This window comes from Aeromonas sp. FDAARGOS 1417, from assembly GCF_019046985.1.
Lineage (GTDB): Bacteria > Pseudomonadota > Gammaproteobacteria > Enterobacterales > Aeromonadaceae > Aeromonas > Aeromonas veronii.
Map to the genome: position 1 here is coordinate 4,177,098 of NZ_CP077221.1, position 25,065 is coordinate 4,202,162.

At 59.7% G+C, this 25,065-nt stretch carries 19 protein-coding genes; 7 read left to right on the forward strand and 12 right to left on the reverse strand.

Annotation, left to right across the window (positions count from 1 at the left end):
- Nucleotides 1–13: 13 nt before the first annotated feature.
- Both dnaE and accA read left to right on the forward strand, forming a co-directional pair.
- Complete coding sequence (gene dnaE / locus I6L47_RS19535; protein ID WP_216948137.1) at nt 14–3,493, forward strand: DNA polymerase III subunit alpha; 3,480 nt, start codon at nt 14–16, stop codon at nt 3,491–3,493.
- Nucleotides 3,494–3,508: 15 nt separating this feature from the next.
- The gene (accA, locus tag I6L47_RS19540; RefSeq protein WP_005338549.1) at nt 3,509–4,459 is read left to right on the forward strand and encodes an acetyl-CoA carboxylase carboxyl transferase subunit alpha; all 951 of its coding nucleotides are present in this window, start codon (nt 3,509–3,511) and stop codon (nt 4,457–4,459) included.
- 286 nt (nt 4,460–4,745) lie between these two features.
- On the opposite strand, the gene I6L47_RS19545 is transcribed toward accA, so the two are convergent.
- Together I6L47_RS19545 and tal are read right to left on the reverse strand one after the other, a co-directional pair.
- Nucleotides 4,746–4,928, reverse strand: a complete 183-nt coding sequence (locus I6L47_RS19545; protein WP_216948138.1) for a DUF3545 family protein — start codon at nt 4,926–4,928, stop codon at nt 4,746–4,748.
- 160 nt (nt 4,929–5,088) lie between these two features.
- Nucleotides 5,089–6,039 carry a transaldolase gene (tal, locus tag I6L47_RS19550; RefSeq protein WP_005358707.1) on the reverse strand — a complete coding sequence of 317 codons (951 nt, stop codon included), beginning with the start codon at nt 6,037–6,039 and terminating at the stop codon, nt 5,089–5,091.
- A gap of 701 nt (nt 6,040–6,740) precedes the next feature.
- Here tal and I6L47_RS19555 point away from each other — a divergent pair.
- Entirely contained in the window at nt 6,741–8,171 is a 1,431-nt protein-coding gene (locus tag I6L47_RS19555; protein ID WP_115521372.1) for a sodium:alanine symporter family protein, read from the forward strand.
- Nucleotides 8,172–8,233: 62 nt separating this feature from the next.
- On the opposite strand, the gene I6L47_RS19560 is transcribed toward I6L47_RS19555, so the two are convergent.
- The 3 genes from I6L47_RS19560 to I6L47_RS19570 are packed head-to-tail and all read right to left on the reverse strand — an operon-like array spanning nt 8,234 to nt 12,151.
- Nucleotides 8,234–10,249, reverse strand: a complete 2,016-nt coding sequence (locus tag I6L47_RS19560; RefSeq protein ID WP_216948139.1) for a DUF3488 and transglutaminase-like domain-containing protein — start codon at nt 10,247–10,249, stop codon at nt 8,234–8,236.
- A complete protein-coding gene (locus I6L47_RS19565) occupies nt 10,236–11,231 on the reverse strand; it encodes a DUF58 domain-containing protein (protein WP_216948140.1) in 996 nt (331 codons plus the stop codon). Before I6L47_RS19565 ends, I6L47_RS19560 begins: the two co-directional genes overlap by 14 nt.
- On the reverse strand, nt 11,231–12,151 hold the full coding sequence (locus tag I6L47_RS19570; RefSeq protein ID WP_216949391.1) for a MoxR family ATPase: 921 nt from the start codon (nt 12,149–12,151) through the stop codon (nt 11,231–11,233). The genes I6L47_RS19565 and I6L47_RS19570 overlap by 1 nt, the downstream gene beginning before the upstream one ends.
- Before the next feature lie 376 nt (nt 12,152–12,527).
- On the opposite strand from I6L47_RS19570, the gene I6L47_RS19575 reads away from it, so the two are divergent.
- The 3 genes from I6L47_RS19575 (at nt 12,528) to dtpB (ending at nt 16,897) form a co-directional block, all read left to right on the forward strand.
- Entirely contained in the window at nt 12,528–13,700 is a 1,173-nt protein-coding gene (locus I6L47_RS19575; protein ID WP_216948141.1) for an MFS transporter, read from the forward strand.
- Between the two features lie 18 nt (nt 13,701–13,718).
- Nucleotides 13,719–14,681, forward strand: a complete 963-nt coding sequence (yidZ, locus tag I6L47_RS19580) for an HTH-type transcriptional regulator YidZ (protein ID WP_216948142.1) — start codon at nt 13,719–13,721, stop codon at nt 14,679–14,681.
- Nucleotides 14,682–15,391: 710 nt separating this feature from the next.
- Nucleotides 15,392–16,897, forward strand: coding sequence for a dipeptide/tripeptide permease DtpB (dtpB, locus tag I6L47_RS19585; RefSeq protein ID WP_216948143.1), 1,506 nt, complete (start codon nt 15,392–15,394; stop codon nt 16,895–16,897).
- 60 nt (nt 16,898–16,957) lie between these two features.
- Here the strand turns inward: dtpB and ruvX are convergent, their stop codons facing one another.
- From ruvX to metK, 7 genes are all read right to left on the reverse strand, one after another.
- A complete protein-coding gene (gene ruvX / locus I6L47_RS19590; protein WP_005343821.1) occupies nt 16,958–17,380 on the reverse strand; it encodes a Holliday junction resolvase RuvX in 423 nt (140 codons plus the stop codon).
- 43 nt (nt 17,381–17,423) lie between these two features.
- The gene (locus I6L47_RS19595) at nt 17,424–17,978 is read right to left on the reverse strand and encodes a YqgE/AlgH family protein (RefSeq protein WP_005349793.1); all 555 of its coding nucleotides are present in this window, start codon (nt 17,976–17,978) and stop codon (nt 17,424–17,426) included.
- A gap of 200 nt (nt 17,979–18,178) precedes the next feature.
- Nucleotides 18,179–19,129: a glutathione synthase gene (gshB, locus tag I6L47_RS19600; protein WP_216948144.1), complete on the reverse strand. Its 951-nt coding sequence runs from the start codon at nt 19,127–19,129 to the stop codon at nt 18,179–18,181.
- A gap of 93 nt (nt 19,130–19,222) precedes the next feature.
- A complete protein-coding gene (rsmE, locus tag I6L47_RS19605; RefSeq protein ID WP_216948145.1) occupies nt 19,223–19,954 on the reverse strand; it encodes a 16S rRNA (uracil(1498)-N(3))-methyltransferase in 732 nt (243 codons plus the stop codon).
- Between the two features lie 126 nt (nt 19,955–20,080).
- The gene (locus tag I6L47_RS19610; RefSeq protein ID WP_216948146.1) at nt 20,081–20,785 is read right to left on the reverse strand and encodes an endonuclease; all 705 of its coding nucleotides are present in this window, start codon (nt 20,783–20,785) and stop codon (nt 20,081–20,083) included.
- Nucleotides 20,786–20,859: 74 nt separating this feature from the next.
- Nucleotides 20,860–21,387 carry a SprT family zinc-dependent metalloprotease gene (locus I6L47_RS19615; RefSeq protein WP_216948147.1) on the reverse strand — a complete coding sequence of 176 codons (528 nt, stop codon included), beginning with the start codon at nt 21,385–21,387 and terminating at the stop codon, nt 20,860–20,862.
- A gap of 68 nt (nt 21,388–21,455) precedes the next feature.
- The gene (metK, locus tag I6L47_RS19620; RefSeq protein ID WP_005338519.1) at nt 21,456–22,607 is read right to left on the reverse strand and encodes a methionine adenosyltransferase; all 1,152 of its coding nucleotides are present in this window, start codon (nt 22,605–22,607) and stop codon (nt 21,456–21,458) included.
- A 349-nt stretch (nt 22,608–22,956) separates the two neighbouring features.
- On the opposite strand from metK, the gene tkt reads away from it, so the two are divergent.
- Entirely contained in the window at nt 22,957–24,948 is a 1,992-nt protein-coding gene (gene tkt / locus I6L47_RS19625) for a transketolase (RefSeq protein ID WP_216948148.1), read from the forward strand.
- Nucleotides 24,949–25,065 lie beyond the last annotated feature (117 nt).

Consider the following 25,065-nt stretch of genomic DNA (forward strand, 5'->3'; position numbering starts at 1 on the left):
AGAGGAGATGACGATGGCTGACCCCCGTTTTATCCACCTGCGAGTCCACTCCGACTTCTCCATGGTCGATGGCCTGCAGAAGATCAACCCCATTGTCGGGGCGGCGGCGGCCAACAACATGCCGGCGCTGGCGCTGACCGATCAGATGAACATGTGCGGTCTGGTGCGCTTCTATGGCGCAGCCCACGGCAAGGGGATCAAACCCATCGTCGGTGCCGACTTCTGGGTGCAGAGCGATGAGCTCGGCGACGAGCAGTTCCGTCTCACCCTGCTAGCCATGGATAACGACGGCTACCAGAACATCACCCTGCTTATTTCCCGCGGTTACCAGCGCGGCCACGTGCAAGGGCGGCCGGTTATCGACAAGAGCTGGCTCGCCGAGCATGCCAGGGGGGTGATCGTCCTCTCCGGCGGCCGCGAGGGGGATGTGGGCAAGTTCCTGCTCAAGGGCAACCGGCAGATGACCGAGCAGTGTGTCGCCTTCTATCAGACCCACTTCCCCGATGTCTACTACCTCGAGCTGCTGCGTACCGGTCGACCCGACGAAGAGGTCTATCTGCACATGGCGGTGGCCATCGCCACCGAGTTCGAGCTGCCTGTGGTCGCCACCAACGAGGTGGTGTTCCTCAACGCCGATGACTTCGACGCCCACGAGATCCGGGTTGCCATCCACGATGGCTATACCCTGATGGACAAACGCCGCCCCCGTCGCTACAGCCCCCAGCAGTACCTGCGCAGTCAGGAGGAGATGGCGGAGCTGTTTGCCGACATTCCCGAAGCGCTGGAAAACACGGTGGAGATCGCCAAACGCTGCAACGTGACGGTGCGTCTCGGCGAGTACTTCCTGCCCAACTTCCCGACTGGCGACATGACTACCGAAGATTTTCTGGTGGCCAAGTCGAAAGAGGGTCTGGAGGAGCGTCTCGAGTTCCTGTTCCCGGATCCGCAAGTGCGGGCCGAGCGCCGTCCCGAGTATGACGAGCGTCTCGACATCGAGCTGAAAGTGATCAACCAGATGGGCTTCCCGGGTTACTTCCTCATCGTGATGGAGTTTATCCAGTGGTCCAAGGACAACGGCATTCCCGTTGGCCCGGGCCGGGGCTCGGGGGCTGGTTCTCTGGTGGCCTACGCCCTCAAGATCACTGACCTCGACCCGCTGGAATTTGACCTGCTGTTCGAACGTTTCCTGAACCCCGAGCGGGTATCCATGCCCGACTTCGACGTCGACTTCTGCATGGACCGACGCGATGAGGTGATCGAGCACGTCTCCGACATGTACGGCCGGGACGCGGTCTCCCAGATCATCACCTTCGGTAGCATGGCGGCCAAGGCGGTGGTGCGGGACGTAGGCCGGGTGCTGGGCCATGCTTACGGCTTTGTGGATCGCATCTCCAAGCTGATCCCGCCGGATCCGGGCATGACGCTTGCCAAGGCATTCGAGGCCGAGCCCAAGCTGCCCGAGCTCTACGAGCAGGATGAGGAGGTCAAAGACCTCATCGACATGGCTCGCCGTCTCGAAGGGGTGGTGCGCAACGCCGGTAAACACGCCGGTGGCGTGGTGATCGCACCCACCAAGATCACCGACTTTGCGCCGCTCTATTGCGATGATGAGGGCCATCACCCGGTCACCCAGTTCGACAAGAACGACGTGGAATACGCCGGTCTGGTGAAGTTCGACTTCCTGGGTCTGCGCACCCTCACCATCATCGACTGGGCGCTCGGCATGATAAACCCGCGTCTTGCCAAAGAGGGCAAGCCGCCGGTGGACATCGCCGCCATCCCCATCGATGACAAGAAGTCGTTTGACCTGCTGCAGCGCTACGAGACCACGGCGGTATTCCAGCTCGAATCCCGCGGCATGAAGGATCTCATCAAGCGGCTGCGCCCCGACTGCTTCGAAGACATGATCGCTCTGGTGGCCCTGTTCCGACCGGGCCCGCTCCAGTCAGGCATGGTGGATAACTTCATCGACCGCAAACACGGCAATGAAGCGATCTCCTACCCGGACGAGAAGTGGCAGCACGAGAGCCTGAAACCGATTCTGGAACCGACCTACGGCATCATCCTCTATCAGGAGCAGGTGATGCAGATCGCCCAGACCCTGGCGGGTTATACCCTGGGTGGCGCGGATATGCTTCGCCGGGCGATGGGTAAGAAAAAGCCCGAGGAGATGGCCAAGCAGCGGGCCGGTTTCGAGGAGGGCGCCGTCAAGAATGGCGTCGACGGCGAACTGGCGATGAAGATCTTCGATCTGGTGGAGAAGTTTGCGGGCTACGGCTTTAACAAATCCCACTCCGCCGCCTATGCGCTGGTCTCCTACCAGACCCTCTGGCTCAAGACCCACTTCCCGGCCGAGTTTATGGCGGCGGTGATGACCGCCGATATGGACAACACCGACAAGATCGTGACCCTGGTGGATGAGTGCCAGCGGATGGGGCTGACCGTGATCCCGCCGGATGTGAACACCGGCCGCTATCGCTTCTCGGTCAACGAAGATGGTCATATCGTCTACGGGATCGGGGCGGTGAAAGGGGTCGGTGAAGGCCCCATCGATGCGATCTTGAGCGCCCGGGATCAGGACGGCCCGTTCCGCGATCTGTTCGACTTCTGTAACCGGGTCGACATCAAGAAGCTCAACAAGCGGGTGATGGAGAAGCTGATCCTCTCCGGCGCCATGGATCGGCTCGGCCCCCACCGCGCCGCCCTGATGGCAACGCTGGAGGAGGCGATGCGTGCCGCCGAGCAGCACGCCAAGGCGCAGGCAGTGGGGCAGGTCGACATGTTCGGCGTGCTCACCGAAGAGATTGACGACGTCAAGAAGGCGTTTGCCAACGTGCCGCACTGGCCTGACAAGGTATGGCTGGAAGGGGAGCGCGAGACCCTCGGACTCTATCTCACCGGCCACCCCATCAACCAGTACAGCAGCGAATTGCGTCGTTATACCTCGGGTCGCCTGTGCGATCTGCATCCCACCTCCCGCGATACCGTGACCACTGCTGCGGGGCTGGTGATCGCGGCCCGCAGCATGGTGACCAAGCGTGGCAACAAGATGGGGATCTTCACCCTGGACGACCGTTCCGGTCGCCTCGATGTGACCCTGTTCAGTGAAGCGCTGGAAAAATATGAAGAATTGATGCAAAAAGACCGCATTTTGGTGGTTTCTGGACAGGTCAGCTTTGATGACTTCTCCGGTGGCCTTAAAATGTCGGCTCGAGAATTACTGGATATCAACGATGCGAGGGAGCGTTTTGCCAGAGCAATCCGCATCTCCCTCGATGAACAGCGGATTGATGATCGCTTTTTCCCGCGTTTGTGCGAGATTTTGGAGCCCGCCCGTGCCGGAGTCTGTCCGGTTCAGGTAAACTATCGTCGCCCCGGCTCCCGGGTGCGATTGACGCTCGGTACCGAGTGGCGGGTGACGCCCACCGATCAACTGATAGATGACTTGCGAGTCCTGCTTGGACGAGAGCGGGTTGAATTGGTTTTTGATTAGAGGTTCTAAGGCCCTATGAGTCTTTTTCTGGATTTTGAACAGCCGATTGCCGAGTTGCAGGCGCAGATTGATGAACTCAAACATGTGAGTGAAGGCAATCACGCCGTGGATCTGAAAGACGAGATCCGCCGGCTGGAGAAGAAAAACGAAGAGCTGACCAAGAAGATCTTCGGTGATCTGGGTGCCTGGCAGGTATCCCAGATGGCGCGTCATCCCCAGCGCCCCTACACCTTTGACTATATCGAGCATATCTTCACCGATTTCGACGAGTTGGCTGGCGATCGCGCCTATGCCGATGACAAGGCTATCGTCGGCGGCATCGCCCGTCTCGACGGTGAGCCGGTGATGGTGATTGGTCACCAGAAGGGTCGCGAGACCAAAGAGAAAATCAAGCGCAACTTCGGCATGCCGCGTCCGGAAGGGTACCGCAAGGCCCTGCGTCTGATGGAGATGGCCGAGCGCTTCAAGATGCCGATCATCACCTTTATCGACACCCCGGGTGCTTACCCTGGCGTCGGTGCCGAAGAGCGTGGCCAGTCCGAGGCGATTGCCCGCAACCTGAAAGTGATGGCCGGTCTGACCGTGCCGGTGGTCTGCACCGTGATCGGTGAGGGTGGCTCCGGTGGTGCGTTGGCAATCGGGGTGGGTGACCGCGTCAACATGCTGCAGTACTCCACCTACTCCGTCATCTCGCCGGAAGGGTGTGCCTCCATCCTGTGGAAGAGCGCTGACAAGGCTTCTGTGGCTGCCGAAGCGATGGGGATCACTGCCCAGCGTCTGAAAGAGCTCAAGTTGATCGACCACGTGATCGACGAGCCCCTCGGCGGTGCCCACCGCGATGTGGAGAAGATGGCCAAAAACCTCAAGGCCCGCATCAAGCAGGATCTGGACGCACTGCGTCCGCTCGATACCGAGCAACTGCTGGAGCAGCGTTACCAGCGTCTGCTGGGCTACGGCTACTGCTAAGCGCAGCCGTCAATCCCGAGTATTCAGGCCCCCGTCAGCGACGGGGGCTTTTTATTGCTGATGACTTGTCTTGCGGTGATTGCCCCAACGCGCCCTGAAACGGCGCAGTTCAGTCTTCGTGAGTGAGGTGAATGGTTGGTATGCCATGCCGTTGGTGATGGCTGTCAGTAGCCTACAGCATCCTTTGGCATCGCTGGCGATGGCATGACAAGCCGCTTGATCATCCGATTGCGGCATAAAAAAGCGCCCCGGCTGTGCGGAGCGCTTTTACAGGTGTCTGGCGGTATTACAGTTCAATCTCGTCTGTAAGACCTTCATAGGCGATATCGATGGATTGCAGCTCCTTCTGCAGGCGATGTTTGTCTTTCAACGCCTCGATTTCACGCCATTTACGTTTTTTTCCCGTTGTCCCGCGGCTACGCGAACCGAGTTCAACCATCTCGTCATAATCGAAGTTGAACATTTCCATGGCTCCCTCCTTGGTTTTTATCGTTTTCACCACCCGTATAACATAACGAATCTGAAATTAAAACGTTTTCGTGACGACTCTATGACAGCGCTAAAAAAGCCCATGAAAAAAAACCGGGCCCCTTGTTAGGGGCCCGGTTTTTATCAGAAAAAAGAACCGATTACAGGCGGCTTGCCAGCATGGTTTCCAGCTTGCCCTGGTCGATGGCAAACATGCGGATGCCTTCGCCCAGCTTCTCGTGAGCCATGGCATCCTGGTTCAGTTCCCAGCGGAATTCGGCTTCGGTCATCGGGGTCGGTTTGGCCTTGCGCTCACCGGTGTAGTCCAGTTTGCGTACCACGGCGCCTTCGGTCTTGCTCAGCTCTTCCAGCAGGGCCGGGCCAATGGTCAGGCGGTCGCAACCGGCCAGTTCCAGGATCTCGCCGGTATTGCGGAAGCTGGCACCCATCACCACGGTCGGGTAGTCGTGCTGCTTGTAGTAGTTGTAGATGGAGGTGACGGAGACCACGCCCGGATCTTCGCTGGCGGTGTAGTCACGGTTGTGCTTGACCTTGTACCAGTCGAGGATGCGGCCTACGAACGGGGAGATCAGGAAGGCACCGGCTTCGGCACAGGCACGGGCCTGGGCGAAGGAGAACAGCAGGGTCAGGTTGCACTGGATACCCTCTTTCTCCAGTACCTCGGCGGCACGGATCCCTTCCCAGGTGGAGGCCAGCTTGATCAGAATGCGGTCGTTGCTGATGCCGGCTTCGTTGTAGAGACGGATCAGCTTGCGGGCCTTGGCGATGCTGGCTTCGGTATCGAAGGAGAGGCGGGCATCCACTTCGGTAGAGATGCGGCCCGGAACGATCTTCAGCACTTCCAGACCGATGTTGACGGCCAGCTTGTCGCCCGCGTCGATGATTTGCTGTGCCTTGTCCTGGCTCTGGGCTTTGGCCCAGTTGATAGCGTCTTCGATCAGCGGAGCGTACTCGGGGATCTCGGAGGCCTTCAGAACCAGAGAGGGGTTGGTGGTGGCATCGATGGGCTGATAGCGTTTGATGGCTTCGATATCACCGGTGTCGGCAACAACAGTGGTCAGGGCTTTCAGCTGGGTTAATTTATCGGCCATAGCGAATATCATCTCTTAATGAGGGAGTAATCCCTGGGTTGCGGGCTTGAGACGGTGGTTCTGAAATAAAATTACAGGATCTTGGTGCCTCAGGCTCAGAAAAGCGCGATGGGGGCGGCCCATCGTCATTGCCTGCCTAATTAATACTGATGTGCTGCATCCTGCAATAGGGGCGCTTGGTTGTTAAACATTCAGGCTGTTGAGTTATCCCGTTTTATGGCTTGAAACTATATGATTAGTAAGGTTTTTTACATTTCCTCCCGACCTCGCTCCGGTTTGCTTTCAGTTGAACTTTTTTAGCCAATATCCATATTTGTGTCGTCGATCACATAAATTATCTCGCTACGTACTTGAAATTTAATTACAGCGAAAACGTTTGGCGAAATATCTCCGTTTGAAAGCCATTTCATGCAAGCGTTTGCGTTTTCGGATAGCTCATCAGGGATATATCAAAATGGTTCTCTTATGGGGCTTAATGGTGGCCTGTCTGATTGAATTATTGAGTTTGTTGAAAGTTTGCGATTTAAATGGAGCTTTATGGGCTTTTACCGTTCGTTTTTTGTGTCTCGCGTGACCGGGATCACTATTCCGGGCTCTCCCGCTGTGCTAGATTCCGCCCCTTTAGCGAAACGCTAATTAAACGACAGACAGAAAACGGTCAGCGCAGACTGGCCATGGATGTGAATAACAACGAGAGAATTATGGACACCTTGATTGCGATGCTAAACGACCTGATGTGGGGAGCCGTGCTCATCTACCTGCTCATCGGGGTCGGTATCTTTTTCACCTTCCGCCTGGGTTTTATCCAGATCCGTCACTTTGGCCACATGTTTTCCGTGCTGAAAAACAGCCGTAAATCGGACAACGCGGGCATCTCCTCCTTCCAGGCCCTCTGTACCAGCCTTGCCGCCCGTGTCGGCACCGGCAACCTGGCCGGTGTGGCTGTCGCCATCTATCTGGGTGGCCCCGGCGCCATCTTCTGGATGTGGCTGATTGCCTTTATCGGCATGGCGACCGCCTTCGTCGAAAGCACCCTGGCCCAGCTCTACAAGGTCAAGGATGAGGATGGCAACTACCGTGGTGGCCCGGCCTACTACATGGAGAAAGGCCTTGGCATGCGCTGGATGGGGGTGGTCTTCTCGCTCTGCCTGATCCTGGCATTTGGTCTGGTGTTCAACGCGGTGCAGGCCAACTCCATCAGTCTGGCGATGAAGGTGGCGTTTGGCATTCCTGACTGGGTCAGCGGTCTGGCGCTGGTGGCGCTCTCCGGCCTGATTATCTTCGGCGGCATTCGTGGCATTGCCCGTTTTGCCGAGCTGGTGGTGCCCTTTATGGCGCTGGCCTACATCCTGCTGGCGCTGGTGATCGTGGCGATGAACATCACCGAGTTGCCCCATGTCTTCATGCTGATCATCAAGTCCGCCTTCGGGATTGAGCAGGCAGGCTCGGGTGCGCTGGGTTATGCCATCTCCCAGGCGATGATCAACGGTATCAAGCGCGGTCTCTTCTCCAACGAAGCGGGCATGGGCTCTGCGCCCAACGCTGCGGCCACTGCCACTCCCTATCCGCCGCACCCGGCCTCCCAGGGTTATGTGCAGATGCTGGGGGTCTTTATGGACACTATCGTCATCTGCAGCTGTACCGCCGCCATCATCCTGATGTCCGGTCAGTTTGAGCCGGGATCCGGCGTGACCGGTGTCGAGCTGACCCAGCGGGCGCTCTCCTCCCAGATTGGCAGCGGTGGCAACATTTTCATTGCTGCGGCCATCTTCTTCTTCGCCTTCACCTCTATCGTGGCGAACTACTCCTATGCCGAGACCAATCTGGTGTTCCTCGAGCACAACCACAAGGGTGGCCTGATGCTGTTCCGGGTGTTCGTACTGGGGATGGTGATGTTCGGTGCCGTGGGTGAGTTGCCGATCGTGTGGGCGATGGCGGATGTCTCCATGGGACTGATGGCCATCGTCAACCTGGTGGCGATCCTGCTGCTCTCCAGCGTTGCCATCAAGCTGGCGAAGGATTACAACGACCAGCTCCGGCTGGGCAAGGTACCCACCTTCGATGCCAACAAATACCCCGAGATCCGCTCCCAGCTGGAAGAGGGGATCTGGGACAATCCGGCCAAAAAGTAACAAGCGGTGAATCAAACCTCTTGATTAAAACCTGAAGGGGGAGCCGGTGGCTCCCCCTTCTTTTATGGTGCACTCGTTGGCTGTTGATCCCAGCGCCGAACGAGTTGCCTGATACGCCGTCGCAACTGTTGCCAGCAGCGCCCTTGTTGCCGTTCGCTGAGGGGGGCATAACGCCAGAGTCGATAGAGCCGGGCGGCCTGCAACAAGGGGTGGGCAAGGTCGGGACGCAGCCGCGCCAGCCGCTCGCACCATGCCCCCATGCTCTCGGCGGGCTGGGGTGGGCAGCCACTGCGTTTGCCCCGTTTGAGCAGGGGCTGCCAGATACGCCGCTCTGGCGGCAGGCGGGCGGGCAACAGCAGGGGCAGGCTCACCAGCAGGGCGACCAGCATCAGGCTGGCGAGGATCAACCAGGGAGTGTGTCCCGCCAGTGCGGGCCAGCGCAGGCCGATTTGTTGCCAGAGCTGACCCGCATCGTAACCAATCACCCAGCGACTCCACTGGTAGTCGATATTGTTGCCCCACCAGCGCAGTTGATTGAGCAGGGCCCAGTTGCGATAACGCTGCAAAGCGAGGGGGTCGGCAGCGGTAAACTCGTCGCTCAGCGCCTCCCTCACGCCGCCTTCAATACGCTCCGGCGCCACTGCCGCAGTGGGGTCGATTAGCCGCCATGATCCCTCTTCATCGAGATACTCTACCCAGGCGTGAGCATCGAACTGGTGTACCGCCAGATAGTTGCCTCTGGGATTCCACTCGCCGCCGAGATAACCGGTGACCAGCCGTGCCGGAATGTTGGCAGCGCGCAGTACGAAAGCGGTCGCCATGGCGTAGTGGCCGCAAAAGCCCTGCCTGGTATCGAACAGGAACTCATCCACCCCGTCACTGCCAAGCCGTGGTGGGGTCAGAGTGTAGTAATAGGATTGGCTGCGAAACTGCGCGAGCAGGGCGGCGACCAGCGCTGCGCGATCCGGATAGCGCACAGCCAGCCCTTGGCCGTGAGCTCGCGCTCTCGGGTTGCCTCCGGCTGGCAGTTGCAGGTTGCGCTGGGCGGCTTGGCTGTCGTCCTCTGGCTGCGCTTCGCCACGGCCAATGCGATAGCGGATCGCCACCTCGCCGCTCCCCTGCCGATAGAGGGTGTCGAGAGGGGTAAGCACCACCGGGCCCGCCAGCAGACGCGGTTCACTCAGGGCAAAGGCCCAGCGGTGGCGCTGGGGCTCGGCGATCACCTCGTAGCTCCCGGCGGGTAACGGACTATCTGCCAGTTGAGTGTTGGCCTGTGAAGAGGATGCCAGAAGGGTGAGCCCGGTCTGCACCGGCACTGTCTGCTGCCATGCTTTGACCTCGGGGCTCAGCAACCAGCGCTGACCATCGAAAACTTCTTGGCGCATCACCGGAAAGTAGCGCTCGCGGGCCGGGGGTGGGCCATCGGCAAAAGTGACCCGAAACGCCAGTTCCGAGGAGTTGACCAGTTCGCTGATATCGCCGGGGGCCAACTCTTCCGAGAGCCCTGACAGGGCGCGGCTGGTGGTGGGCATCTGCCAGAGGGGCGGGAGCCTCGGCAGCAGCAGAAACAGGGTGATGAGCAGGGGAATCGCCAGCAGCAGAGCGCCGCCCGCGCTGCGCCAAGGCCGTTTCTGTTCGGGGGCGACGGCGGCCACCAGCGCGGTTACTGCCAGCCAGAGCGCTACTGTCATTCCGGCCGTCCAGCCGATGCTCTGTCGCTGCACCAGCGACAGAGCGATGAGGAAGAAGGCGAGCAGCAGCACCTGCTCGATATCCCGCTCGCGCCGTACCTCGATCATCTTGAGGCTATAGCCGAGCCATAGCAGATTGATCAGGGCGGGCAGGGTGCCCAAGCCACGCCACTGTAGTCCCAGCAACAGCACAGTAGTGATGGCCAGCAGCGCCAACCCGCGGGCAGGCAGGGGCGGCCAGCCGCGCCACAGCATCATGGCCCGGATGCCGAGGGTAGCGGTGCTTACCGCCACCACCCAGAGCTGCAACTGGGGCCAGATCGCAGCGACCAGCAGCAGCTGTTGCAGAGCGATGAGTTGCAACAGGCGGCGGTTATCGAGCAGCATCGGGCGTGCTCTTCGGTGGTGTTGCATCGAATCGGGCCAGTGCCAGCAGGCAGCGCTGCACAAAGGCGGCACCACTATCGGGCCCCAGCGTCTGACCTGCCAGCGTGAGGGTAAAGGGGATGCCCCGCTTGCCGTAATCGGCGCACCACCAGGCCAGCACTGCCAGCCGCTGCTCCAGATCCCCGCCCGCGACCCGCTGCAAGGTGAGGCGAGTGTCATCCTGCTGCGGTTCATGAAACTGCTTGGTCAGCAGGCCGCGCCCTTGGGCAAGTTGCTTCCAGGCGACCCGGCTCAGTGGTTCACCAGCCTGATGTGTCCGCAGAGAGTCAAAGTCACCGAGAGTGGCCGGAGCGGGCTGGCCCTGATGCCCCTCGCTTTCGGTCGCATGTTCCCCTCTTAGCGCCCTGAATGCCGGTTTGGGGGAAAGCCAGCCCTCCAGTTGCAAGTCCAGCAGGGACCAGCAGCGAAACAGGCCGAGAGGGTAGCGGCTCTCGACCCGCAATCGGCCAAGGGGCAGTAGCCCGCGGCGTGAGCCCGATACTGGCAGGATAACTGTGCTGGGCAGAGCGTCGGCCTGTGCCAGCCAGAGGGTGCCTTCGTTGAGGCTAAAGTGAAGTGCCTGCACCGGGCGCGGGCTCTGCACCAAGATACGGATAGGCAGCTGGCTACCCGCTTCCCCCAGCACCAGCGTGCCCCCCAGCAGCTCCAGCCCCAGGAGGTTGCGGTGGGTGAGCCACATGGCGGCCATAAACAGGCTGCCGAGGCAGTAGGCCACCAGCAGTACCAGATTGTTCTGGTAGTTGGTGCCGAGCAGATAGATGGCGAGCAGTACCAGCAGATAGAGCAGTCCCATGCGGGTGGGCAGGATAAAGAGGCTGTGGGTACCCAGCGTGATCTGGCGGGCCGGGGGAATGCGGCGATCGAGCCAGCGCCGTTGCCAGCGCGCACGCCACTGCTGCCAGCGGGTGAGCAAGGTGCTCATCAGGGATTGTCCGGATCGACCCTGGCCAGCAGCCGCTGGCTCAGGGGGCAGGCTTCGCCGTGCTGCACGCCAAAGCTGCCCCGCAGCCGGTGTTCGGCCACATAGGGGAAGACTGTCTGCACATCCTCCACCGTGACGAAGCGCCGTCCCGCCACCAGCGCCCAGGACCGGCTCACCGCCAGCAAGGTCTGGGCTGCCCGGGGGGAGAGGGGTTGTGGCAGCTCGCCCGTGAAGCGGCTCTGGTGCACCAGCGCCAGCAGGTAGTCGAGGGTGGCATCTGAAACATGGATGGCATCCCCTTCTGCCTGTAGGGCAGCCAGCCCGGCGCCATCCAGCATGGCGGGTAATTGGCCGCTCGGCTGGTGGCCCCGCAGCAGCTGGCGCTCCGCCTCTCGCGGCGGAAAGCCCAGCGAGAGCCGCACCGCGAAGCGATCGAGTTGGGACTCCGGCAGCGGATAGGTACCCGCCTGATCCGCCGGATTCTGGGTGGCGATGACGAAAAATGGATCAGGGAGTGGATGAGTGTGGCCCTCGATGCTCACCTTGCCCTCGGCCATCGCCTCCAGCAGGGCGCTCTGCACCTTGGGGCTGGCGCGGTTGATCTCGTCCGCCAGCAGCACCTGTGTGAAGATGGGGCCGGGGTGAAAGCGAAATATTTGCTGTTGGGGGTCGAAGATCTGCAACCCCAGCAGGTCGGCGGGGAGCAGATCGGCGGTGAACTGCATCCGCCTGCATTCAAGCCCCAGCACCTGCGCCAGCGCGTGGGCCAGGGTGGTCTTGCCCATGCCGGGCAGATCCTCGATCAGTAGATGACCGCGCGCCAGCAGTGTCACCAGCGCGATTTTCAGTTGTAGCGGCTTGCCCAGAATGACTCGCTCCAGTGCCGCCAGCAGCCCGGCAATCTGCTCTTCTTTTTTCATACCCGTCATACACATTCCCTGTATTGCGTCGCACCTACAGCTTATACGCCCGCAAGGGCGAAGGCGGATAACAGACGGGCGGTAAAAGTGCTGCGCAGGGATGGCTATGAGCGGGAGGTGACCCGGTTTATTACGGCCTCTGGTCGATTAAATATGGCCGCCCAGGCACGTAGCTCAATACAATATTTCCTGATTGGAATGTACCGATCGCCATCTCTTCACTAGGTGAGGGCGCTGGGCGCCCATATAGTTGCCCCCATTGCGGCCCTGTCCGCTGCCATGTTCATTACGTTCGTTACCACCTTGGCCCTGCCTACTCTTCGCCTGTTGCTGCCATCTGGCAGGCATCGGCACGCCAATCTGTTATGGAGCATCCATGCTTGTATTCCTGTTGTGCGCCTTTCTGATGATCATCCTCTATCCGGTCGGGATCGATCTCTATCTGGTCGCTGTGCCCCAGATTGCCGATGCACTGCAGGCGAGCGAGGCGCAGATCCACACCGCCTTCTCCATCTATCTGTTTGGCATGGCGGCCGCCGTGCTGCTGGGCGGGATGATTGCCGATCGCTTCGGGCGGCGCTGGGTGGTGCTCGGGGGGGCGCTGATTTTTGTCCTCGCCTCGCTGGTGGCAGGCAATGCGGAGGGGATTGGCCAGTTCTATTTCGGCCGTTTCTGGCAGGGAGTCGGGGCGGGGGCGCTCTATATCATGACCTTTACTGTGCTGCGCGATGTGCTGTGTCAGGAGCGGCTGGCGATGGCACTTTCAATGATTAACGGGGTCATCTGCGTGATCCCGGTGCTGGCGCCGGTGCTCGGTTACCTCATCCTGTCCCATTTTGATTGGCGCGGGATCTTCGTGGCGATGGCGCTGGTGGCGGTCGTCAGCGGTCTGGTGAACTTGTTGCTGCTCAAGGAGACCCGCCCGGCTCGGCAACCGGGCAGTGGCGCGGCGCTGCCTTTTGCCCTGCTGCGCTCCCCGCACTTTATGTTGTTTTCCCTGCTGACCAGTGCCAGCGTGACCTCTATTTTGGTCTATGTCAGCGTCTCGCCGCTGATCCTGATGAAGGAGTTTGGCTTCACCACCGAGCAGTACTCCATAGTGATGATGGTGATGGCCGGGGTGAGCATGTCTACTTCTTTCCTGACCCCCCTGCTGTTGCGCTGGCTGGGCAAACAGAAGGTGCTGGCGGTGTCTCATCTCTGCTATCTGCTGGCAGCGTGCTCATTGCTCGGCAGCTGGCAGGCGGGGGGCGATATCCATCTGCTGCTGCCGGGGTTTGCGCTGGTCTGTGTCGGCTTCTCCTGTGGGTTCGGGGTGGCGATGGGAGAGGCGCTCGATGGTTGTCAGCACAATGTGGCGTTCGCCAGCGCCGTGCTCTGCATCATGCAGATCAGCCTCTCCGGCCTCTATATCTGGCTGCTGGGTCAACTTGGCTTTACTCCGTCCGAGATGCTGATCTGCGCTCTGCTGCTGGCACTGCTCAGTTACCTGGCTGTCAAAGGGCTGTTACCATGGCTCGCGCTTCGTGAAGCGCGGTCGCAGGGCTGATGGAAGATGAGAGGGGATATGCGCAATCTGGGTGAACTCGATTTGAACCTGCTGGTGGTATTCAAGTACCTGATGCAGGAGCGCAGTGTGGCAGGGGCGGCGAAAAAGCTCTGTGTCACTCCGTCGGCGGTGAGCAAGTCTTTGGCCAAATTGCGGGAGTGGTTTGACGATCCCCTGTTTGTACGGGTACGGCAGGGGTTGCAGCCCACCAACCTCTCCCTGACCCTGGAGGAGGAGCTGAAGGTCTGGTTCCAGCTCACTGACAGCATCACCTCGCTCAATAGCGAGGCGATCCCCGATGGTGCCCGCTTCACCCTGGTGATGGAGTCCCCCTTCTACATCAGCTTCCTGAGCGATCTGCCCATGACCATCTACCAGAAGTACCCCAACTCGGTGGTCAGGATGCTGGGGTGGGATCACCACTCCCTCAACGACATCGTCAATGGCGATGCAGATCTCGGCTTTTGTGCCCGCGAGACCCATGGCCGCTCTCTGGCCAAGGTCAACCGCTTGCCTTATTACATCGATCATGAGGTGCTGTTCACCGATCGCCCGGTGGTTTTTCTGCGCAAGGATCACCCCTTGCTCGAGCAGAAGTGGTCGCTGGAGAACTTTCTGGCCTGCCCCCAGATCAGCATGGTGTGGGAAGCGAACGATACCTGGGCTCTCGACAGTCTGCTGGAGGACGAGGGGCTGAAGCGGGAGGTGCCCATCATGGTCTCCAGCTTCGAGCAGGCGCTGCATATTGCCTCCCAGTCGAGCCACGAGCTGATCGCGGTGGCCCCTTCCTACTGCGGTGGTTATGCCAGTCGGCATCACGGCAATCTGATCGCCATGCCGCTGCCGCTCCCCGAGAAGCTCTACGCCCAGCTGGAGATCGCCTTCATCTTGCTGTGGCACAAGCGGCACAATCAGGATGCCAAGGTGATGTGGCTGCGCAGCGAGATCCGGCGACTCTACAACGACGAATCGCCACGCTAATGTGGCCGTGACTGTGCCCATCGATCAGCCGGAGCCATCAGCTTCGGCTTTTTGTTGTCGCATCGCCCTGATGAGTGGGCTTTGGCACGACTTAAGTGCCGAGCTCCGGTTCAAGCTGTGTGCCATTCAACTCTCTTTATGCACATATTGACCTTGGTTGCACGTCTCGAGTGAAGCTCTTTTCACGAAAAGAATTCATGTGGTTTCATTAGAAAACTTCACCTATGGTCACTTTTAAAGTGTGATCGACCATTAAGTTCCTGTATTTGCAGTGATATAGCATGACTCCCCTTGAAATGACGGGGTTAGATAGCGCCTGCGTAGGGTGACTGCCAGTAGAGCGCGGCGTGAGCCAGCCCCACAGGTCGTCTGTGGCCGTGCCATGCCCCGGCTATCTGGCCACCAGCCATGAGTGACGGAGCAGAGGGGAATAAGCATCAAGGTTGATAAACCGGCTTGAGTAAAGGGATGCAGCAAAGGTAGAACCCGGAGCCGGTAACTGTACTGGGAGACGCCACTCACCATCCCCGATAACCCGTAATTGAAACCGGCTAGATGAAAAACACCTTTCATCGAACGGGGCCCGTGCACCCGAAAATAGCCAGATTGGCAGGCTGACTGCACTCCCCGTTATAGCAATGGCGGGCAAAAAATAGTGCGGTAGCTACCACCAGATTAATAAAAATAAATCTCAGCAAAGGCAGGTTGATATGCGTCCAGCAACAGCACCGACCGGGTTGTTACAACAGCCCAAACCCTTCTTTATGATATTTTTCGTCGAACTCTGGGAGCGCTTCGGTTATTACGGCGTGCAGGGGATATTGGCGGTCTTCTTTGTGCAACAACTGGGATTTTCCCAAGAGCAATCCTTTATTACCTTCGGTGCCTTCTCGGCGCTGGTATATGGCCTGATCTCGGTCGGCGGCTATGTCGGCGACCATGTGCTCGGCACCAAGCGCACCATGGTGCTCGGGGCTATCGTGTTAGTGGTTGGTTATTTTATGACCGGTCTGTCGATCTACAATCCCGACCTGATTTTCTATGCGCTGGGCACCATCGCGGTCGGTAACTGCCTGTTCAAGGCCAATCCGGCCAGCCTGCTTTCAAAATGCTACCAGCCAAAAGATCCGCGGCTGGACGGGGCTTTTACCCTGTTTTATATGTCGATCAATATCGGCTCCCTTATTTCCCTCTCGCTCGCTCCGGTGATTGCCGATCACTACGGTTATACCGTGACCTATAACCTGTGCGGGGTGGGGCTGATTATTGCGCTGCTCACCTTCTTTGCCTGCCGCAATATGGTCAAGGATATTGGCTCAGCGCCGGATCACCTGCCACTTAATTACAGCAAGCTGCTGCTGGTTATATTGGGCTCGGTAGCCATGGTCTTCTTTTGCGCCTGGCTGATGCACCACGTGGTGATCGCCAACATGGTGCTGATGACGGTGACCATCGCCGTGGTGATTGTCTTCTTTCGCGAGGCGTTCAGGCTCGACACAGTGGGCCGCAACAAGATGTATGTTGCCTTCGTGCTGATGCTGGAGGCGGTGCTCTTCTATGTGCTGTATGCCCAGATGCCGACGTCTCTGAACTTCTTTGCCATCAACAACATGCACCACGAGATGCTGGGCATGAGCGTCAACCCCATCAGCTTCCAGGCGCTCAACCCCTTCTGGGTGGTGGTGGGCAGTCCGGTACTCGCGATGATCTATACCCGGATGGGCAGCAAGGGGCGGGATCTCACCATGCCGCTCAAGTTCACCCTCGGGATGTTCTTCTGCTCGCTGGGCTTTCTGACGGCGGCGGCATCCGGCTGGTGGTTTGCCGATGAGCAGGGGCTGACCTCCCCCTGGTTTATGGTGCTTATCTACCTGTTCCAGAGTCTGGGCGAGCTGATGATCAGTGCCCTGGGACTGGCGATGGTCGCCGCGCTGGTGCCACAACGGCTGATGGGCTTCATTCTCGGAATGTGGTTCCTGACTCAGGCGATGGCGTCCCTGCTGGGTGGCTATGTGGCGACCTTTACCGCCGTGCCGCAAGGGATGACGGATCCGCTGCAAACTTTGCCGATTTACACCGGCGTGTTTGGCAAGATCGGGATGGCGACCCTGCTGATTGCGGTGGTGATGGGGCTGATGGTGCCCTGGCTCAACCGGATGATGAATGCGACGCCGACAGAGGCCGAAGGGCTGGTCGCGGGTCAGTCACAGGTGTAATGAGGGGAGGATAGTGCGAGACAAGGCAAGGGCTGCGACCCTTGCCTTGCTGTTGATGGCTTAGTTGTACTGCTCTTCCATCCAGGCTTCGACGATCAGCTGCGCCGAGACCCCGTCTACGCTGCCTTTTTCCAGCGCGCGATAGCCGCCTCGCTCAAACAGCCGGGCGCGGGCATCTGTGGTGGTGAGCCGCTCATCCTTGAACTCCACCGGCTTGCCGAAACGGCCATGCAGCCGGTTGCCGAATTTGCGGGCCCGTACTGTTATCTCCTGATCTGTGCCATCCATGTTCAGCGGCAGACCGACCACCAGCAGGTCCGGTTGCCACTCCTTGAGCAGCTTCTCAATCTCGTCCCAGTTGGGGATGCCGTCGTTGGCCTTGAGGGCGCGCAGAGGCTGGGCAGTGCCAGTCAGCTCCTGACCGATGGCGACGCCAATGCTCTTGGTGCCATAGTCAAAGCCCATGATGCTGCGTGATGACATAACTGATAAATCCTCGAAATAGAGAGCGGAGCGGGCCAGCCGATCAGCTGTGGCCGATGTCGCTGGAGAGGTGAACCGGGTTCACCCCTATGCTGGCGGCGGCTTGCTGCCAACGTTTGTGAATGGGGGTCTTGAACACCAGAGCCGGATTGGGGGGGATCACCAGCCAGGCGCCATCCACCAGCTCCTGTTCCAGTTGACCTGCGCTCCAGCCGGCATAACCAAGGGCCACCAGCCAATGGGCAGGAGCCTCGCTTGTACCCAGGGTTTCCAGAATATCCTTGGAGGTGGTCACCATCATCTCATCCCCCACCTGCAGGGTCGAATTGAAACCGGGGCGGAAGCTGTGCAGCACGAAGCCGCGATCGGCGTGAACCGGTCCCCCTTGCAGCACCGGCTGCTTGAGCTCCGGGTTGTTGGGCGGGTTGAGCTGGAGCTGGGTCAGCATGGTTTCCAGCGACATCTCCACCGGAATGTTGACGACCAAGCCCATAGCGCCCTCTTCGTTGTGCTCGCACAGATAGACCAGCGAGCGCTCGAAATAGGGATCCGTCAGGCTTGGCATGGCAAGCAGGAAGTGATTTTGCAGTGTTTGCATAGAGGCCAAATAGTGCAAAGGTATTTGAGGTCAATTATGGCAGTTGATCCCCATGGGAAAAACCGCTTTTTGGGCAGGGCGAGATCCCGCCCCTTTCCGGATTGCCTTGAAACAGAGAGGGTGGCGCTGGCCACCCTCTCTGTTTCCGGGCTTGTCAGGGGCGGGTTACTCCTGAACAGGCCGATTAGCCTGCCTGGCGATCACTGAGCCAGCCGACGCTCGATGGCATCCATCAACATGCCGGTGATGTGCACGTCGAAGGCGGCCTCGATCTCGCGAATGCAGGTCGGGCTGGTGACGTTAATCTCGGTCAGGCGATCGCCGATGATGTCGAGGCCGACGAAGATGAGCCCCTTCTCTTTCAGGGTCGGGCCCACCGCACGGGCGATGGCCCAGTCGGCTTCGCTCAGGGGGCGCGCTTCACCACGGCCACCGGCCGCCAGATTGCCACGGGTCTCCCCCTGCGCCGGGACACGGGCGAGGCAGTAGGGAACCGGTTCGCCATCCACTACCAGTACCCGCTTGTCGCCATCCTTGATGGCGGGCAGATAGGTTTGCGCCATGCAGTATTGGCTGCCGTGGGCAGTCAGGGTCTCGATAATCACGCCGACGTTGGCATCATCCTCTTTCATGCGGAAGATGGAGGCGCCGCCCATGCCGTCCAGGGGCTTCAAGATCACGTCTTTGTGCTTGGCGTGGAAGGCGCGCAGCTTGTCGGCGCGGCGGGTCACCAGCGTGGTCGGGGTGTGTTCGGCAAACCAGGCGGTGTAGAGCTTCTCGTTGGCGTCACGCAGGCTCTGCGGCTTGTTGACGATGAGGCAGCCCTCATCCTCGGCCCGCTCCAGCATGTAGGTGGCGTAGATAAATTCGGTATCGAACGGCGGATCCTTGCGCATCAGGATCACATCGAGGTTGGAGAGGGGCTGATCCACCACCTCGCCCAGTGTGTACCAGTCGGCATAGTCATATTTGACGGTGAGCGGGCGCATGGTGCCAAAGGCACGACCGGCTTCCATGTAGAGATCCTTCATCTCCAGATAGAAGAGCTCATAGCCGCGCTTTTGCGCCTCTTCGAGCATGGCAAAGCTGGAATCTTTCTTGATGTTGATGGCCGAGATGGGGTCCATCACGATGCCGAGTTTAATGGTCATCCGCTGTTCCTTTTTAATGGCTCGATAGGGTTGTAGGGTCGATTAGCGCAGCGTAATCGGCCGCGTGAGGCTGCGTTGATGCAGCCTATGGTATCAAGCGAGATCGCCAAAGCGGCACTGCAGCGCAGTGATCGCCGTCAGGGCGGCGGTTTCGGTGCGCAGCACCCGCGGCCCCAGCAGCATCTCTTTGAAATCTTCCTGCACGGTACGGGCGATCTCGTCGCTCGACAATCCCCCTTCCGGGCCAATCAGCAGGCGCACGCCATGCTCGGGAACGGGCAGGGTGTTGATGCTGTACTCGGCGCGCGGGTGCAGGTTGAGCTTGAGCTCCTTGGTCTCTTCCGCCAGCCAGGCATCCAGCTCCATCGGCATGCGCACCTCTGGCACCACGTTGCGGCCGCACTGTTCGCAGGCGCTGATCACCACCTTCTGCCACTGTTCGCGCTTCTTCTCCAGCCGATCGGTCGGCAGCTTGACGCCGCAGCGCTCGGAGAAGAGTGGGGTGATGCAGGTGACGCCCAGCTCCACCGATTTCTGGATGGTGAAGTCCATCTTGTCGCCACGGCTGATCACCTGACCGAGGTGGATGGCCAGCGGTGACTCCACCGATTGGACGTCGCAGCGGTCGATGGTCACTTCCACCGACTTTTTGCCAACGATGGCGATGGTGGCGGGATATTGATTGCCATCGCCGTTGAACAGCTCGAGCTGCTGGCCCGGCTGCATGCGCAGTACCCGGCCGATATGGTTGGCGCCGTCTTCCGACAGGGCGATGGTCTGGCCAACTTGCAGGGTGGCCGGTTCATAGATACGTGGAATGCGCATGGCTGCTTGTCAGTCTCTTGCTTGGAAACCCTTCATATCCTGCTGCGAGGCGGCAAGCAAGGCTCACGCGGCAATAGGGAAGGGCTTCATGATAGGAGGGGTGATCCCCTCCCTGGTCAAATGGGGTTATTGGCACTGCTTTTCAATAAAGGGATTGGTATTGCCCTGCAGCTTGCCGATACGGCGATTGCGCTCGCACTCCCAGCCCTCTGCCGGGTACTGGCGATCCCAGGCTTCAAACAGTTTACGCTGTTGCGCTGCCAGACGCAGCCCATACTGCTGGCCCATGTAGAGGTAGGCACGGGCAATCTGGCCCCGCACCGGCCCCTTGGGCGGTTGCACCCGACGATCCTTGAAATCCACCAGCATCTGGCACTGGCCGTACTGATCCGGCTTGCCGTTCCAGTCGGAGAAGCGGTAGTTGGCCCGATCGCCGTTCACCTCGCCGATGGCGGGGAAGAGGTTGTGCATATCCCCCTCCATCTTGTTGAACTCGGGGCTCGCTTTTTCGCAGTTCTTGCGACCGCCATCCTGCCAGCATTGCAGCTGGTGGCCGAACTCCCAGGCCGGGACCACGTGTTCCCACTCGATGCGGGCGGCGCGCTTGGCCTGCTTGCGCGGCTCATAGCCGCAACTGGCGAGATCCGGGCTCATTTTCTTGCCCTGATAGTCGATGTCGCAGCCGCAGTAGAAGGTGGTGACCGCAGGCTGGCTGCGATAGAGCTTCACCAGATCCTGCTTGGCTTCGCGAAAGGTCTGGGCGTGCAGGGGGGCGCTGAGCAGCGGTAAACCGGCCAGCAGGGTCAGAGCGATTGAGGAGATGAAACGCATGGGATTCCTTGCAAAACGGGGTGATTGACGAACGATGGCGGGCACCCTACCACAGGGGCGCGACACAAGCTGGCTTACTGCTCTGGCTCCGGCCGTTCCCGTTCCAGCGGTTGCTTGCAGCGGCGGCAGTGATAGCGGGCCTCGCCACGCACCACCTTGTTGTGACGGCGAATAGAGAGCTGATGCTGTTGGCAGTGACAGCGATAGGGCACAGTGCGCTGGGCCAATACCGCCAGATCGAAGCTGTGGGTGGTTCTGGGCTCAAGGCCGAACACCTCCCGCATCACCGACTGCCACTGCTTGCCGTGAGGCAAGACCCGGTTTTTGCCGCGACCTTCCCCCCACAGTGCATAGACCAGCAGATGAGCCACCTCGTGGGGCACCACCTCATCCAGAAACGCCTGTTGGTTGGCCTGATAGAGGGCGGGATTGAAGCGCAGCTCCCAGGTTTGCAGCCGCGCCGATCCCGCCGCCCGGCCCCGCATATTGCAGTAGATCCGCGGGCGGGGGAAGGTGCGGCCAAGGCGCGCCTCGGCCTGCACAAAGCAGGCTTCTACGCGTTGTTGCAGCAGGGCGACAAGCTGGGCAGGAGTGGCAGACATCAACATCTCGTCAGATAGCGGATAAGCAAAAGGGGAGCCAGGCTCCCCTTTTATCACAACAGCGAGCCTTACAGGCCAGCGGCAGAACGCAGCAGTTCGGCCTTGTCGGTCTGCTCCCACGGGAACTCGTCGCGACCGAAGTGACCGTAGGCAGCGGTAGCCTGGTAGATCGGGCGCTTCAGATCCAGCATTTCGATCAGACCATACGGGCGCAGTTCGAAGTGCTCGCGCACCAGCTTGACCAGCAGCTCCTCGGCGACCTTGGCAGTACCGAAGGTTTCGACGCTGATGGAGGTCGGCTCGGCCACGCCGATGGCGTAGGAGATCTGGATTTCACAGCGATCGGCCAGACCGGCGGCAACGATGTTTTTGGCAACGTAACGGGCGGCGTAGGCAGCGGAGCGGTCAACCTTGGACGGATCCTTACCGGAGAAGGCGCCACCACCGTGACGGGCCATGCCGCCGTAAGTGTCGACGATGATCTTGCGACCGGTCAGACCGCAGTCACCCATCGGGCCGCCGATAACGAAACGGCCGGTCGGGTTGATGAAGTATTTGGTGTCCTTGTTGACCCACTCGGCCGGCAGTACCGGCTTGATGATCTCTTCGCGTACCGCCTCAACCAGATCCTTGTGGCTGATGGATTCGGCGTGCTGGGTAGACAGCACAACAGCATCCACACCGATGATCTTGCCTGCGTCGTCGTAGGCGAAGGTCAGCTGGCTCTTGGCATCCGGACGCAGCCACGGCAGGGTGCCGTTCTTGCGCACTTCAGCCTGACGCTTCACCAGCAGGTGAGAGTAGGTGATGGGGGCCGGCATCAGTACGTCGGTTTCGTTGGTGGCGTAGCCGAACATCAGGCCCTGGTCGCCAGCGCCCTGCTCCAGCGGATCGCTGCGGTCAACACCCTGGTTGATGTCCGGGGACTGCTTGCCGATGGCGTTCAGCACGGCGCAGGAGTCAGCATCGAAGCCCATGTCGGAGTGGGTGTAGCCGATTTCACGTACGGTATCACGTACGATCTCTTCGATATCAACCCAGGCAGAGGTGGTTACTTCACCGGCCACCATGACCATACCGGTCTTGACCAGGGTCTCGCAGGCAACGCGTGCCTTGGTATCTTGCTTGAGGATGGCGTCCAGTACCGCATCGGAGATCTGGTCCGCAATCTTGTCGGGATGGCCTTCGGAGACCGACTCGGAAGTAAACAGCTTTGCCATGATAAGAGTCTCAGCTTGTCTGGGTTATCGCCACGGCAATAACCGGATGAATGGGATGGTGTAGAGGTATCTACATCTGGACGTCTATTTTAATTAGCGCCCCCCCCGATTGCCAGCACTATTTTGTCGCGCAGTGTCCAATGGGTCACAAGCGGTGCTCTCCTATCCCGAAAGGGATGGAAGTCAAACGTTTTTCTCTGGTTGCTTTGGTCAATAGAGGGCAAGAAAAGCGATTGTCCTCCCAAAGCCACTTTATTCATCCAGATAATATTTGCACGCCGCGCGCCCTGCTGGGACAATAACGCGCCTTAATCTTGGCCATCAAATGAAGCAATCGCAGGAGATTCAGATGCCTTCTCGTAAAGAGCTTGCCAATGCCATTCGTGCATTGAGTATGGATGCCGTTCAAAAAGCCAACTCCGGTCACCCGGGCGCCCCCATGGGAATGGCGGATATCGCCGAAGTGCTGTGGCGTAGCCACCTCAGACATAACCCGAACAACCCCAAGTGGGCCGACCGCGACCGTTTCATCCTCTCCAACGGCCACGGCTCCATGCTGCTGTACTCCCTGCTGCACCTCTCCGGTTATGACCTCTCCATCGACGATCTGAAAAACTTCCGCCAACTGCACTCTCGCACCCCGGGTCACCCGGAGTACGGTTACGCGCCGGGCGTTGAAACCACCACTGGCCCGCTGGGTCAGGGCATCACCAACGCCGTGGGTATGGCAATCGCCGAGAAGGCCATGGCTGACCAGTTCAACCAGCCGGGTCACGACATCGTTGACCACTACACCTACGCCTTCATGGGCGACGGCTGCCTGATGGAAGGTATCTCCCACGAGGCTTGCTCTCTGGCCGGTACCCTGCAACTGGGCAAACTGATCGCGTTCTGGGATGACAACGGCATCTCCATCGACGGTCACGTAGAAGGCTGGTTCACCGACGACACCGTCAAGCGCTTCGAAGCCTACGGCTGGCACGTTATCCCGGCTGTTGATGGCCACAACCCGGAAGCGATCAACGCTGCCATCGAAGCCGCCAAGGCCGAGACCGGCAAGCCGACCCTGATCTGCTGCCGCACCATCATCGGTTACGGCTCCCCGAACAAATCCGGTTCTCACGACTGCCACGGTTCACCGCTGGGCAACGACGAGATCGCCGCTGCTCGCGCGTTCCTGAAGTGGGACCACGCCCCGTTCGTTATCCCGGCCGACATCGCTGCCGAGTGGAACGGTCAGGAGAAGGGCGCCAAACTGGAAGCCGACTGGGCTGCCAAGTTCGCTGCCTATGAAGCCGCTCACCCGACTCTGGCTGCCGAATTCAAGCGCCGTACCGCTGGCGAACTGCCGGCCAACTGGGCTGCTGAATCCGCCAAGATCATCGAAACCCTGCAAGCCAACCCGGCCAAGATCGCAACCCGTAAAGCGTCCCAAAACGCACTGGAAGCGTTCGGCAAGCTGCTGCCGGAATTCATGGGTGGCTCCGCTGACCTGGCGCCGTCCAACCTGACCATGTGGTCCGGTTCCAAGTCCCTGACCAACGACGACGCCTCCGGCAACTACATCCACTACGGTGTCCGCGAGTTCGGCATGTCCGCCATTATGAACGGTATCGCCTTGCACGGTGGTTTCATTCCCTACGGCGCTACCTTCCTGATGTTCATGGAGTATGCCCGCAACGCCCTGCGCATGGCCGCCCTGATGAAGCAGCGTTCCATCTTTGTTTACACCCACGACTCCATCGGTCTGGGTGAAGATGGCCCGACTCACCAGCCGGTTGAGCAGATCGCTTCCCTGCGTCTGACTCCGAACATGAGCACCTGGCGTCCGTGTGACCAGGTTGAATCCGCCATCGCTTGGAAACACGCCATCGAGCGTACCGACGGCCCGACCTCTCTGATCTTCTCTCGTCAGAACCTGGCCCAGATGGACCGTACTGCCCAGCAGTTGGCCGACACCGCCAAGGGTGGCTACGTGCTGAAGGATTGCGCCGGTACTCCGGAGCTGATCCTGATCGCCACCGGTTCCGAAGTGGAACTGGCTGTTGCCGCCTATGAGCAGCTGACTGCCAAGGGCCGTGCCGTGCGCGTGGTCTCTCTGCCGTCTACCGACGTGTTCGACGCTCAATCTGCCGAGTACAAAGAGTCCGTCCTGCCGTCCTCCGTCACCAAGCGTGTGGCCATCGAAGCCGGCATCGCTGACTACTGGTACAAGTACGTCGGTTTCGGCGGCAAGATCATCGGTATGACCACCTTTGGTGAGTCCGCACCGGCCGAGCTGCTGTTCAAGGAATTCGGCTTTACCGTGGAAAACGTGGTTGCGACCGCTGAGTCCCTGTAATAGCTGAATATTGGGCCTGACAGGCCCAATAACTTGAATAAGAAACGCCTCCCATTGCAAGATGGGGGGCGTTTTATTTAGCTATTAATGTTAAAAATGTTTATCTGATTCAAGAGT